Below are 12,599 nucleotides of genomic sequence, written 5' to 3'. Positions count from 1 at the left end.
TCTGTTACTATGCTGGTGAAATAATAGTTCCTTTTGTAAGTTGGCAGAAGTGAATCTTTTTAGATTAGAGGAATACGCAGTCGCCGACCAATTTGGGCAGTCAATTCGTTAGGGTGCATAGCGTTGTTAGCATCGCATAAATGCCAAAAAACTTCCGGGTCATGAAGATAATTTGCAGTGATATTATCTAGGCGATCGCCTTCGCTGACTTGATGTTCTTGAAGAATTTCAAACCTCTGTGATGACGGTAAAAATCTTCGCCGGAGATAACTGATAGTTTGATTTGATGCTGTTTGCCAGGTGGCAATTTTTGTATCGTAGTAGCGACTGCTTTCATTAAACATTTTACTCTTTTATCTTACAACTAAAAATCTATATTTACTGAGATATTTTTGAGAACCTTACAGGTAAAATAATTCATGGTTGTTAATAGCTAAACTCATAATAAAGAAGCAACTGTCTTGATAACACTTGCAGCCGTGTTAACCTTAGCTAAAATCTCTTTTTGCTTGTGATAAACTTGGAATAACTTACTACCTTTATGGTCGAATCTCAAATCATTTGTGCTTAATACTTGCATACCTAAACTGACTTTGGCACGAATGGGATTTAGTCTGGAATCGAATGCTTCTTCGGTAATGCTGAACTCAGATAGGCGTACTGGCATTACACGATTTAAGCTCCATATAAATACAGTGAGATTGGCCTCAATTGGTAAGATTTCTAAAACACCCGTGCGAGCAAGTTGATTGTTTTTCTTGATTTGGCTGCTTTTAGGATAGATCAGCGTTTCTAGGACTGCTAATTGAGGGTATATGCCAAATAACACTGTATCGGGATTTTTTGCCGGAAATTCCAGTTGGTCTGTAGCGTCAATTTCCGCCTCTAGTTGAATTGTCTCTAGCGGTGGTGCAACTAGACGCAAAGCTTCTAAGCGATCGCTTCCTTCAGTACCCGCACCTCGTACCTGTAAAGTGCGTCTGAGTGTTTCTGGATTGTATTGCAGTATAATCAATCCTTTGGGCAAAAAACTAACAGCATCAAGGACGGCAATTGTTGCTTTTAATAACTTTGGCGCACCGGGAAAGTGAGACATAAAATTATTCCTAAATCATTTCAATTCAGTAACAGATTTAACAACCGAAATATTATGCATTTATACTTCCAATTTCCGACTTCCAACTTCATTTATTAAGTACCTTTTGTTGTTGTATTTGTAGTAGTAAAATATCCCGTGCCAGGATAGAAGCGCATTGGGTCTGGTATTGCTGGTGATACTGGTGTTGGTGGTATCTCAGCTGGCATGATAACTTTAAATCTCGCTACGAAGGCAGTACCTTTAAGCAATACTGCTTTTCGGATAGATTTAACTTTTCTGGCTCTTTGATTGATGGCTAAGGATTGAATGGAAAGTATTCCAATGCCTGGTGTGAGAAAGGGCGGACTCGTATAAGAACAACCAGGAACCATAACTTTTTTCTCGTCACCAACAACGCAAATCTTCTTTTTGTTAACTGTTGCTTTACTAGTACCACTTAAGACACCAGGACGCACTACAACTATTGCTTTGGCAAAGGTAGGGTTGAACATAGCTTGATCGCCAGTGATGAGAATAAAGTCTAACATCAGCTTTTTGGTGAGGGTATATCGTCGAGTTTGTTATCTAGCGATCGCACTTTTATCTATAGTCAGAATGGAGAGGGTGATGCACCTACGCACTTCATGCCACCTTTTCAGTATTTTGTGCGGTTGATTCAGACAAAATTGGATCGATATCTTGGCTTTTGTCTCGTTGAATATACTCATCCAGAAGTTGAAAAAAATAATCAAACGCTGCTTTCTCATCAATACAGGTGAGCAAAATGATTTTGTCCCAAGCGTTAACAGTACGGATTGATAAGCGGTTTTGCAGCCAGGGTTGGAAGTTTTTGTAAAAGTCACTTTCGGCTTCAGTATTAGTGATACCTACTTCCGATCGCGCAAAGCGATAGCCAAGAATAAACATTCGCAGATTTGTAATGGAGGCTGTTCCCAGGAATAACCCTGGTTTGCTTTTGATTTTTTCCAGTAGCTCAAATAACGTACTCATTCTTAGCTCCATCAAATCGCATCTCTAAAACTCTTCAATCACTTCAGCAACAAATTCATTAGATAGAGAGGGAAAATCTTTAACCCAATTTTCTGGTGAAAGTCCAAGCCTTGAAAGGTTGTCAAAGATTTTTCCATAGACTTCAACACCATAGTGAACACCATTTTCAGTAATACTTTCAGAGCAACCTTGTTGTTCGAGGCGATCGCTGAGGATAAAATCTTCATGGTCGTATCGGGTGGAAATTCGCCAAAGTTTTCCCGGTAATCCACGTTTTTTGAGCCATCTTTTGAGCGTACCAGCACATTCCAAACAGTGAAGCAGAGGAAATCGGATGACAATATTGCCTATGGCTTCGTAAAGTTCTGCAATGGCTGCATCGTCTAGGGGTTCTGTCAGGCAAAGCACCTCCTGAACAAAAACTTGGTTTTATTATAGCCTCTGAGCGATCGCACTTTATCAACCATTATCCATGAGCATCGCATTATCTTTTTACACTGTCACTACAAGAGTTTGTCAGATGAGGCGATGTCTACGACGGGCGTAGCTGCGGCACCAAATCAAACCTCCTACATGAGCGATCGCATTTTGAGTGAGAATGGACAGTGTGTTAATATTCATCCGAACATGATATTAGGCGATCGCATTATCTTTTTACACTGTCACTACAAGAACTTTGAATATGACGCGATCGCACGTTCATCAACCTTCATACATGAGTGATCGCTTTGAGGTCAGGTTGAACCAGTAAATAATAGCGCGTTCGCACGTTCATCAATATTTATGCGTGGGCGATCGCTTGACTTTTAAGACAGTCACTACGAGAGTGGAGATATCACTCCTTCCATTCCCCAATTTTGCTCCCTTTTTTGCAGATATCTTATTCATTCACGATTTCAACAAAACAACGCTTTTAACTAGGAGACTAAACAATAAATTAGTTGCGTTTCCGCCAACGCTTAAGGAGAATGACTCACCTCCCCTTTTTTCTGGTTTGACTCCTATGTATCCACTTAACGATCCTTCGTTGTCGTTCGCCTTAGCGTACTCTTCCTGCGATGGCTTTCTCCCTGCTCTTATCAATCTTGTTATGCTTGTATCCATACCCAACGCCATAATTTTAGGATCAAACAGAATTTCTTCCGCTCCTGGCTTTAGTGTGAATTCAAGCATTCTCTGTTTGTTATCATCTCCATTAGGCTTATCATTATCATAAGTCTCCGCCTGTAATTCTCCTCCCAGATGACCCGATATCGGCATAACCACAGGATTTTCTGCGTTATTAAAAATATTGGCCAGTTCTTCTGTAGACTTATTGTCAAACTCTTTTGCTTCAATCCTTTCTCCTAAGCTTTTTCCACTTTTGTTCATCCATTCTATGATACCTAATGCGTTTTTCTCATCCCAACTCTTATATATCTTTAATCTACTTTGAAATTGCTGTTTTGCTTTTGTTTTTAGCTGCTGTATAACATAACTCGGCACACCCTCATCGAACAGGTTTTTGAGAGTCCTTGCCTTTGCTATATTCTTATTATTTTCTTTTTGTGTACGAATATCAGCTATCTCCGTACTGTTTTTTCCCTTTTTTGTCAATTTTGTGATCCAATAGTCTTGTTGAAACTCTGTATGTCTTTCGCCACCATCACCTTCTCTAATAATGTCCCTTGCCCTCTCTAAAAGGTTTTTCTTATTATTAAATTTTCCATAATCTTCATTAGAGATTCTCATAAACTCCAGGACTTCCGATAAATCTTGCTGATCCCTCCACCTTAGATCTAAATCTGCCAACATCAAGGATTTATTGTTATAATTTTTGTCTAAATATGTGAATGTACCCTGGAGCATTTTTCCCTCTACCTTCGCGTCTACTAAGTCGGTCTTTCCTAATGATGCCTGTCCACTCCCTCCTCTACCCTCTTTTCCTCGCCTCCTCGTGCCTTCTTGCTGTACCACATGGGTCAACTCATGCGCCAACAATTCCTGCCCCCCAAGGCTCCCTGGCTCATACGCCCCCTGTCGAAAGAACACTTCCTGCCCCGTGGTAAACGCCTTCGCCTGTATCGATTGATTCAACTGGTCTGCCTGAGTATCTGTGTGAATCTTTACTCCACTAAAATCAGCCCCAAACGCTTGCTCCATAGGGTGACGAATATTGTTAGCGAGGGACTGTCCACCACCTTTTGCCTGATTGATGGAAGTTTCCAGGTTGGGCGTAGCTACAATCCCACCATCACTAGACTTACGCTGTAATATTGGTGATCGCATCAGTCTTGCTTGGTTATCTTTTGTCTCCATCTCCTCTCGCTGAACAGTTCCATCTTCACCTGACTGCACAGACGCAGGTGCATTTATTCGCTGCACCACCTGCGCCGCTACCCGATCCGCTTCCTGTTCGTATTTATCCCCCACTGCGCCAATCATTAGCTTCGCCATAATCGGCTGTGGTTTAGTTGTGTTGATAGGCACTCGGCTAAAGTCTTTTGATAAAGCTGAATTACTTAATGGCTGTGCTTCTAAATCATCTGTTGATTGCACCTCTGTATCTGAAACAGAACGAACGGCAGCACGCTGTAAAATTCCACTCGCCTCGGATGTCTCACTTTTTTGCTGCTGATTAGTTTGGGCAATTCTTTTACTAGTCATGGTTTCATTCCTCAATATTCAACATGCCGTTCATTCTGCTGCTCAGTCGCTTAAGAAATGTCTCGTTAAGTGTCAGGCTATTGTCTCTTTAAACTTTTCAAACGATGCTTCATCAGGCCAAATCCATTTGGGACAATCAGTACCACCAGAGATTGTATCTACTGTACGGTGCGTATGAATGTGAGACTTTTGAATTTTGTACTTATCCACCAAATATCCAATCAGGTTCAACGAACACTGTTGTTGCTCTTGTGTTATACCTAAATTATTTTTGTCAGCAACGTGTTCGATTCCGATAGAACGATGATTCATAGCTCTGTCACCTGCGTGCCAAGCTGTATGATCTTCTAACACCATCTGGATGCACGTACCGTCACGAGCAACAATGTAGTGTGCAGAAACTTGCGCTTCAGGGTCTTGGAACGTGGCTATAGCAGCTTGCAATGAACAGTCGGTGTTGTGACACACAATAGAATCAATTGTCGATTCGCGGTAATCAGTCTGATTTTTAGAGCTTGCAGGAATCCATTTTACGTCTGGTCTACTCATGATTTTTCTCCTAATATTTTGATAACTATTTCTTGTGCAATGTGTTGCCCCATTTGGGTAGAGTTAGTTCCAGGCTTCACTTGAATCGCACCACCAGGCACTACCCCACCTGAGCGCAAGTTGTCTGGTAAACCTTTATTAGCCAGCAACTTCGCCAATTCACTCTCTAGCTCTGCTTGCAATAACCGCGCCTGACTGGGAGAAATCGGCATCCCCTCTAAAATCAGCTTCTCTATATCAATATTGATATTCATACCGTTACACCCGTAAGTACTGAAACCCGAAAATCTGCCTCATTCACTGGTCGATCCAATTTGCGAAACTCAGCCCGCGCCGCCGCTAACATCAACTGCATCGTTACAGGTGTGCCAGCCCCAGCAGCCAGAAACGCCGCATTTAAAGCAATATTGTGAATACTGCCCCCCGTCATATTCAGACGTGCCAAACGGTTAAAATCTAAATTCTGTATTGGTGTCTCTAGTGGAAACACCTTCTCCCACATCACCTGACGTTCAGCCACACCCGGAAAGGGAAAATTCACAATAAACCGCAAGCGACGCATAAAGGCATGGTCTAACGAACTCTTGAGATTCGTTGCTAGAATTGCCAAACCGCGATAATTTTCTAACCTCTGCAACAGGTAATTCACCTCAATATTGGCGTAGCGGTCATGGCTATCCTTCACCTCAGAACGTTTGCCAAATAAGGCATCCGCTTCATCAAAAAATAGAATCGCTCCGCCATCTTCCGCCGCATCAAACAAACGCCGCAGGTTTTTCTCCGTTTCTCCAATGTATTTGTTGACCACAGATGAAAGGTCAATGCGATAAAGATTTAGCTGTAAATCATTGGCTATTACCTCCGCCGCCATCGTTTTCCCTGTGCCGCTTTCCCCGGCAAACAAGGCGCTGATGCCCATTCCCCGATTCATGCGGTTGTGAAAACCCCACTCTTGATAAACTAGGCTGCGCTGCCTTATTTGGTCAGCAATTTGATGCAGCAAGTTTGTCTCTTCTGCTGGTAAGACGATATTATCCCAAGTCGCTTTGGGGTCGAGGCGTTGAGCTAAAGTATCTAACTGCGGACGAGTACTAGCAAGACACGCAAACCATAAACGATTTTGGATTTCAGAGTTGGGTGTTTCAGCTAGCACTTGCTGGGAAATCTGCTCAATCTTGACTAAATTGAGGTTAAACTGAGTCGCTAGAAGCTGCGGACTACTATCTGCGACTGCTCCTAATGCCTCAGCCCAAGTTGCTTTTTGTTCGCCGGGTGTTGGCTTTTCAACATCTACGACAATTGTGGGCAGACCCAAGTTTTGCCTAACTTCACGAGTGCTAAGGAAAAGTAGACCACCACTGCGGGTCAGAAACCGATGCAAGGGAAGTGCTTGTCCTTCTGTAGTTGGTTTAGTGTCAATTTCTTGGGCATCTAAATACAGCGCAAGCGGTAATAGCAAGTTTTCCCGATGCCACAAACGAGCAATTGTCTCTAATTCTCCTGCCTGGGTGGGTAATAATTCCACTGGCAAACGATAGACATATTTATCTAGTTGGGCTGCTACATGTTGGGCTATTAGTTGCTTGCTGAGGGAATCTGCCCCCACTAGCTGAATAATTGGTAAACGTTGTTCTCTGTGCTTTTGATGCAGTTGCAGAATAATTGTTTTGACAACAGCATTTTGAGATGGGGGTAATTTTACATTCCATTCTGCTGTTTCCATCGGCATCAATAATGATACCAAGCGATCGTCTAGAGAATTTAATCCTTTGATATAATTTAATATACGTTCATCTACCCGTAAACCACTCGTAGTCAGTGCTTGAACTCCTGACTGATGAATTTCAATTAATCGCCAGTAACGCAAAGGGCGTTCCCAAGAAAGGGCATCCCAAGCAGGTTGCTCGAATAGTGATAAAGCCAAGGCAAAGGTAGGATAAGGCTGATGAGAATTATCTGAAGCTTTGGCGCAAAGACGAGCCATACTCGGATCTAATTCCATTGCAACGCATAACAGTAAAACCTGTTGTTCAAAGTCAGATAAATCTAATTTTTGACTTAATAGAATTAGCGCTGGCGGAGGATTAATCCCTTCTGCCGTTGTCATTTCTGTGATTTTAGGCTTTTCAATATCAGGTAATTTTGCAAGCTCACATAAACGCCAGCGCAACCAAGCCAGTGCATTCGCTAGGTATTCTTCATTGTTTGCTATCCACAAATCGAGGTTGTTCATAAAATCACCACCTTCTGATTTTGGTCAAAAATAGGCGGTGTCACTGTACGATCCACTAGCAAACTATCTACTCCATCAATCCGCACTCGTACATAATACTCACCCGATGTAACACCTGCAATCCTAAACTCCAGCCTGTCTGTTTGAGTTGGACGTGCTTGAGCCAGCACTTCGCGATCGCCTAACAATAACGCTACTCGCTGTCTTGGTCGCACTTGAGGGCTTAAAATCAGAGTGAGGGTTACTTCGCCATTAGCGTCTGCTGTTACCTCTCGTGGTATAATGTCTAAGATTTTTGGTGCTAAGGCAAAAGATAATTCATTGGTAGTCCGACTTGGTTCGTTAGTCCGCGTTACTTTAACTACGACGGCATAAAAACCCGCCGCCCAGTTTACAGGCTGATCAGGTAATTGAACTCTAATATCTGTTGCTGTCCTCTCTGCTAAAGCTGGCACTTCTAGAGAAATTTCTAAACGATTATTTGTAAAAGATATAACTACATTTTCAGCATCTAAGTGAAAACCATTAAGAATCAGAATATCGCCTAATCTGGCGCTAGCTTGCTGGTTAGGTAATTGCAAAGAAACTAGTGTGGGTAAAGGAGATAATAGATTTGATTGTAGAATGGGGCCGCGATCGCTAGCTTGACGTTTAATAATCGGTAGCGGAGTTTTTGCAGGTAAACTGCTCTCAATCAGCACTACTGACACTTCATAAGCAGCTGAAACTCGATAGGGTGCTTGAAAAGTTGACCAGAGATTAAACGCCTCTTCCACAGATAGCGGTTGGTAAACAATTCGCAACTGTTCTTCTTGTAAGTCAAGGTCGTACTCTTGAGGATCGGTAGTAGGCAAAGCTGCCCTAATATCCGCAGAAGTAATCATCGCATGGTCATTAAAAACACTCATCGCCACACCTAACAACCGATGACTCGTAGGTTCTGGGAAGTCATCATTTTGGGCGTAAGCAGTCAGTAAGTAGTAGAGGTTCAATGGCAAAAGCTGGTTTCCTGTCTCACCAGGCTTCACTTGAGAAGGAATATCCATATTTCGCCAAGTTGGGTTTATTTGAGTATCGTAGAGAAATAAATTAACTTGATCGCCACTACTAACAGTATTATCTCGTACTTTATCTAATGGTCGTGTCGTCACAGTGATTCCCCCCGAGCTCTGAACGTCAAACCTTTGCTGGAGCAAGTGACGCAATGTAATTGTGACAGCCGCAATAGCTAAAGCGTTGCTCATCACTTACCTCCTTCTGGCAGCACGTCGCTGCAAGTATTCATTCAAACTCATCACAGATGTTGCTGGACGGGGCTTTGGTCGAGGCGGAGGTGGTGCTGGAGCTGCATTGCGAATTTCCAGCCGACCAATTGTGACTTGAATAGGAGGTGGTGCGTCATATTTTGGTGGCGATGTCTGCGACGGGCTTCGCCAACGCTTTTGGACTTTTTTGTTACTAGCTGCGATGACTGACAAATTTTTCACAGTCAGGTCATTGATAGACCCAGATAGCGGTCTGAAATCAGATTCCTCTAATTGCCTAAAGTATGAAGACCTTTTCTGGATAGAAATATCTTGGCGCTCTTTGAATTTATCCGCAGACATAGATAAGTTAGGGAATGGGTTCTGAGGTAATATTGAGTTTTCAACTGGGCTGGTCAATATACCTTCATTAGGATTGATTTGCTGGCGTTGCATATTTGCGGGATGATGGGCGTAATTAACGAATTCATCCCACTGTTCTACAACGCCAATTTTCTGGATATGAATATCTTGGCGCTCTTTGAATCTATCCGCAGACATAGATAAGTTAGGGAATGGGTTCTGAGGTAATATTGAGTTTTCAACTGGGCTGGTCAATATACCTTCATTAGGATTGATTTGCTGGCGTTGCATATTTGCGGGATGATGGGCGTAATTAACGAATTCATCCCACTGTTCTACAACGCCAATTTTCTGGATATGAACATCTTGGCGATCGCTCCTATTATAGTTTTTTAAGCCGACTTCCTGAGTAGAAGCTCTTTCCCCACGGAAATAAGACAAGTGAGAGTCAGAAAAGTTGACTTGCGATTGTATGTTATTTTCTGCGGTTGAAGGATATAAAGCAGGAGTTGATATTATATCTGAATTAATAGGAGTTAGCTGAGTTGTCGGTTGTGAAGCGACAGATGATGGTAAATTATTTACGAATGGTGCAGTAAAACTGTTTGTCTGAAGCGAAGATAGTTTAGAAGATGCATTTGCGATAAATGGCTGCATTGATGAAAGATTTTTGTGGACAAACCTCTGCTGATTTTCTGGCACATTAGGGACTTCCAGATAGAAAAACATCCCAGATTTTCTTGTGGGATGGGTGTCCTCACCCGTCCCATTATTAGGGCGGGTAAGATGCCCACCCCACAAGATAGATAATTTATTTCTTGGAAGTCCCTTAGACGTAAGTTTTTCCTGTGGTTCGGCAATTGTTTCTATAGCAATTGTAGGTATTAAGCTCTGTTTGTGTGAATTCGCTAAGGTACTATAAATAGTAGATGCCTTAGCGGAGCTTACCGTACCCCTACGGGGAAGCAAGCTATGCGTAGCGTCTCGCAGAGAAGGTATCGCTCCATGTTTTACTTGTGGTTGAATTACAGAACTTAAAGCGGAATGACTAGTATCTATAGTTGTCACAGGTGTTAAAGGCAAAACTTGAGTAATAGCAGGTGCGATCGCTGTTGGTTGTTCTATAATCTGACTTAATAATATTTCTGAAGTTGAGATATTCTCTGCTTGTAGCGATCGCCCTTGGCGTTGGCGCAGCCATCGCTTTTGTGATAGTTCACTCACAAGTTGTTCCTGTGGTTGAATTACAGTAAAAGCAGGAGTGCTAGTTTCTACTGCTAGCATAGATGTTAAAGGCAAAACTTGATAAATATCAGATGCGTAGGCGTTGGTGTAGCCTCTCGAAGAGTTTCCCGTCGTAGATATTGTTGTTGATTCTGATTGAAGTTGAGGAGGAAAGTCCTCAGAAATTTCGGACTGTGGTAACTGAGAATGGATAAAGACTGGATTAATTTGTATAGGTTGCTTATGTAAGTTTTCAGTTACAGATTTCCCTGGTTTTAGAATGCTAGGAGTTGATAGAGAAGTGCTGGTTTTTGCTTGTATTTGCGGGAGATATTCTCTTAAATACAATACTTTTGGTAAGCAATTAGGAGAAGCTAATTGATTAATTTCACTTGATTGGTTATTTAATGATTGAGTTGTAAGCGCGCCTGATTTTTTATCAAATAGCTTTGAGATATGAGTATTGTTTTTCTTTGCGATCGCAGGTTTTAAAATTGTAGGATTTAGATTTGGTAAAGAAAATGTTTTATCTTGGGGAGTAAATGAAAAAATAACTGGCTTTGTTAGGTTTTCGGTGAAATATGTTTGCACATCTGACTTTAACGGTGATTGCAAAGATAAACCCAAACGATTGATTGTAATTAGTTGCTGGGAGAAAGATTTAGGTGGAATCTGCCTCTGTTCAAAGATGGGGTTTGAGAGAGAAGTATTTGACTCTGTGTTGTGTACATAAACGAGATTATTTGATAGGTAAGTCTTTCTCTGTGGTACAACTATAGACTCTGTATTGGGATTAATTACTGCTTGGTTTGCAGTTGGTAAAAGTATTTCTGATTCTACAAAAGGTTGAGTTATCAATCGTTCCCAATTGACTATATTTGAAGGTTGAACATAAGAAATAACAGGATTGATTTTAGTTAGTTGTTTCTGTGATAATTGATCAGGAATAAGATTCGGTGGGGTAGTGCTTGTTTTTTGCTCTGTGTTTGAAGGTTGAACAGAAGAAACAATAAGATTAATTTTATTTGATTCTTTCTGTAATAATTGAGCAGGAGCAAGATTCGGTGGGGTATTGCTTGTTTTTTGCTCTGGCTTTGAAGTCAATTGCTGATTATCAGTGCTGATTTGAGTCAGTACTGAATCAGAAAAAAGCCAATTGGGGGATAATTCTAAGTTAGGTTTTTGTGCCAAATTAGGAATTAATTTTAGTATTTGTTGGGAAAATTGAATAGGTGTCGAAGTTAAATTAGTTAAGAGGGGGTTAGTTATCTCTTCAGATATTTGCCCTATTGTTACAGGCGATCGCGCAATCTCAAATTTACGAAATCTATCTGTTTGTGATATTGTTTCCAACTCAGTTGAGTCTGTGGCGATCGATGCCTCCCAGTCAACGTTAGACTCTGGTAACGGTTCAAATACTGATAAGATAAGAGGTTGAACTGTATCGATTAAGTTAAAGCTTTTAGCTATCAAATCAAAGAGATAATTGCTCATCAGTCCGTCACCATCTCTAAATATAATTGTCGCCGTCTGGGACTCATCGCCAAAATATCAGCTTCACGCCAACTGTAAGCAGCAGCCAAAGTATGTACCTCTCGCAACACTCGAAATCCCCAAGCGTTAATCTCAGCCCAGAAGAACGACACAATGTCAAATAACGATCGCCATTGGTGGTTGCAAGCCGAACAGGAAATATCAATTGGCACATTTGCTTGAGGATCTGCTTCAGCCATTTGGGTAATAATTGCATCTCTGGCCTCAGATGGCAATTGCTGAAACGGCAGATATTCACCCTTGCACACGGCTTGCAAAATACAGCTTTCTAATAAAATATCTTGAGCAATCTCTGGTTGTTTGTGTTCAGCGATCGCTATCATATCTAAACTGTTTGGTAGACGAAAACTCACCTGATAATCACCAAGCTCAAGACAATATTTCTCAACTGGTTCAAGTGACAGTGATGCTACACGCATATCTGCAATATCAAAATTGAGTTCCAAGACTTCACCACAGCTTGGACAGGTGACTTGACTAAGCATTTGCGAACCAAATGTCCACTCTCGCAATGTCAGCAGCATGGCATCACGCTGACCGAGACTGAGTTGAGTAAGCATATCTATGGAGGTTTCAGGACAAGCACCAGCTAGTAGCTTGATTGCTTTAGACCAAGATGGCTGATTACATCCCCATTCCCAGATATTTAACAGTTCTGAGGCTGATAGCGATCGCATATACAAATCCTACTTGAATC

At 41.7% G+C, this 12,599-nt stretch carries 13 protein-coding genes; 1 reads left to right on the top strand and 12 read right to left on the bottom strand.

What is annotated here, in order from left to right:
* Nucleotides 1-59: 59 nt before the first annotated feature.
* From HWQ37_RS20400 to HWQ37_RS20380, 5 genes are all read right to left on the bottom strand, one after another.
* Nucleotides 60-344, bottom strand: a complete 285-nt coding sequence (locus tag HWQ37_RS20400) for a LysM domain-containing protein (RefSeq protein ID WP_292750259.1) — start codon at nt 342-344, stop codon at nt 60-62.
* 95 nt (nt 345-439) lie between these two features.
* Nucleotides 440-1,096 carry a hypothetical protein gene (locus HWQ37_RS20395; protein ID WP_292750256.1) on the bottom strand — a complete coding sequence of 219 codons (657 nt, stop codon included), beginning with the start codon at nt 1,094-1,096 and terminating at the stop codon, nt 440-442.
* A 95-nt stretch (nt 1,097-1,191) separates the two neighbouring features.
* Complete coding sequence (locus tag HWQ37_RS20390) at nt 1,192-1,626, bottom strand: hypothetical protein (protein WP_292750254.1); 435 nt, start codon at nt 1,624-1,626, stop codon at nt 1,192-1,194.
* Nucleotides 1,627-1,720: 94 nt separating this feature from the next.
* Complete coding sequence (locus HWQ37_RS20385; protein WP_292750253.1) at nt 1,721-2,089, bottom strand: hypothetical protein; 369 nt, start codon at nt 2,087-2,089, stop codon at nt 1,721-1,723.
* Between the two features lie 24 nt (nt 2,090-2,113).
* On the bottom strand, nt 2,114-2,497 hold the full coding sequence (locus tag HWQ37_RS20380) for a papain fold toxin domain-containing protein (RefSeq protein ID WP_292750250.1): 384 nt from the start codon (nt 2,495-2,497) through the stop codon (nt 2,114-2,116).
* A 120-nt stretch (nt 2,498-2,617) separates the two neighbouring features.
* Between HWQ37_RS20380 and HWQ37_RS20375 the strand changes: the two genes are divergently transcribed.
* Entirely contained in the window at nt 2,618-2,812 is a 195-nt protein-coding gene (locus HWQ37_RS20375) for a hypothetical protein (protein ID WP_292750247.1), read from the top strand.
* Between the two features lie 165 nt (nt 2,813-2,977).
* Here the strand turns inward: HWQ37_RS20375 and HWQ37_RS20370 are convergent, their stop codons facing one another.
* From HWQ37_RS20370 to HWQ37_RS20340, 7 genes are all read right to left on the bottom strand, one after another.
* Nucleotides 2,978-4,735 (bottom strand): eCIS core domain-containing protein, encoded by a 1,758-nt coding sequence (locus HWQ37_RS20370; RefSeq protein WP_292750244.1) that lies wholly within the window; start codon nt 4,733-4,735, stop codon nt 2,978-2,980.
* Between the two features lie 72 nt (nt 4,736-4,807).
* The gene (locus HWQ37_RS20365; protein ID WP_292750241.1) at nt 4,808-5,284 is read right to left on the bottom strand and encodes an N-acetylmuramoyl-L-alanine amidase; all 477 of its coding nucleotides are present in this window, start codon (nt 5,282-5,284) and stop codon (nt 4,808-4,810) included.
* Nucleotides 5,281-5,538, bottom strand: a complete 258-nt coding sequence (locus HWQ37_RS20360; RefSeq protein ID WP_292750239.1) for a hypothetical protein — start codon at nt 5,536-5,538, stop codon at nt 5,281-5,283. The genes HWQ37_RS20365 and HWQ37_RS20360 overlap by 4 nt, the downstream gene beginning before the upstream one ends.
* Nucleotides 5,535-7,517, bottom strand: coding sequence for an ATP-binding protein (locus HWQ37_RS20355; RefSeq protein WP_292750236.1), 1,983 nt, complete (start codon nt 7,515-7,517; stop codon nt 5,535-5,537). Before HWQ37_RS20355 ends, HWQ37_RS20360 begins: the two co-directional genes overlap by 4 nt.
* Nucleotides 7,514-8,761: a Pvc16 family protein gene (locus tag HWQ37_RS20350; RefSeq protein ID WP_292750233.1), complete on the bottom strand. Its 1,248-nt coding sequence runs from the start codon at nt 8,759-8,761 to the stop codon at nt 7,514-7,516. The genes HWQ37_RS20355 and HWQ37_RS20350 overlap by 4 nt, the downstream gene beginning before the upstream one ends.
* A gap of 3 nt (nt 8,762-8,764) precedes the next feature.
* A complete protein-coding gene (locus HWQ37_RS20345) occupies nt 8,765-11,842 on the bottom strand; it encodes a hypothetical protein (RefSeq protein WP_292750230.1) in 3,078 nt (1,025 codons plus the stop codon).
* Nucleotides 11,842-12,579 carry a T4 family baseplate hub assembly chaperone gene (locus HWQ37_RS20340; RefSeq protein ID WP_292750228.1) on the bottom strand — a complete coding sequence of 246 codons (738 nt, stop codon included), beginning with the start codon at nt 12,577-12,579 and terminating at the stop codon, nt 11,842-11,844. The genes HWQ37_RS20345 and HWQ37_RS20340 overlap by 1 nt, the downstream gene beginning before the upstream one ends.
* Nucleotides 12,580-12,599 lie beyond the last annotated feature (20 nt).

Source organism: Nostoc sp. NMS4 (genome assembly GCF_017115095.1).
GTDB lineage: Bacteria > Cyanobacteriota > Cyanobacteriia > Cyanobacteriales > Nostocaceae > Nostoc.
This window is presented reverse-complemented; position numbering and strand designations above follow the sequence as displayed.

What these genes read in the sequence shown, in the direction of transcription:
- HWQ37_RS20400 (WP_292750259.1), bottom strand. Translation starts at nt 344, where the DNA reads ATGTTTAATGAAAGCAGTCGCTACTACGATACAAAAATTGCCACCTGG.
- HWQ37_RS20395 (WP_292750256.1), bottom strand. Translation starts at nt 1,096, where the DNA reads ATGTCTCACTTTCCCGGTGCGCCAAAGTTATTAAAAGCAACAATTGCC.
- HWQ37_RS20390 (WP_292750254.1), bottom strand. Translation starts at nt 1,626, where the DNA reads ATGTTAGACTTTATTCTCATCACTGGCGATCAAGCTATGTTCAACCCT.
- HWQ37_RS20385 (WP_292750253.1), bottom strand. Translation starts at nt 2,089, where the DNA reads ATGAGTACGTTATTTGAGCTACTGGAAAAAATCAAAAGCAAACCAGGG.
- HWQ37_RS20375 (WP_292750247.1), top strand. Translation starts at nt 2,618, where the DNA reads ATGTCTACGACGGGCGTAGCTGCGGCACCAAATCAAACCTCCTACATG.
- HWQ37_RS20370 (WP_292750244.1), bottom strand. Translation starts at nt 4,735, where the DNA reads ATGACTAGTAAAAGAATTGCCCAAACTAATCAGCAGCAAAAAAGTGAG.
- HWQ37_RS20365 (WP_292750241.1), bottom strand. Translation starts at nt 5,284, where the DNA reads ATGAGTAGACCAGACGTAAAATGGATTCCTGCAAGCTCTAAAAATCAG.
- HWQ37_RS20360 (WP_292750239.1), bottom strand. Translation starts at nt 5,538, where the DNA reads ATGAATATCAATATTGATATAGAGAAGCTGATTTTAGAGGGGATGCCG.
- HWQ37_RS20355 (WP_292750236.1), bottom strand. Translation starts at nt 7,517, where the DNA reads ATGAACAACCTCGATTTGTGGATAGCAAACAATGAAGAATACCTAGCG.
- HWQ37_RS20350 (WP_292750233.1), bottom strand. Translation starts at nt 8,761, where the DNA reads ATGAGCAACGCTTTAGCTATTGCGGCTGTCACAATTACATTGCGTCAC.
- HWQ37_RS20345 (WP_292750230.1), bottom strand. Translation starts at nt 11,842, where the DNA reads ATGAGCAATTATCTCTTTGATTTGATAGCTAAAAGCTTTAACTTAATC.
- HWQ37_RS20340 (WP_292750228.1), bottom strand. Translation starts at nt 12,579, where the DNA reads ATGCGATCGCTATCAGCCTCAGAACTGTTAAATATCTGGGAATGGGGA.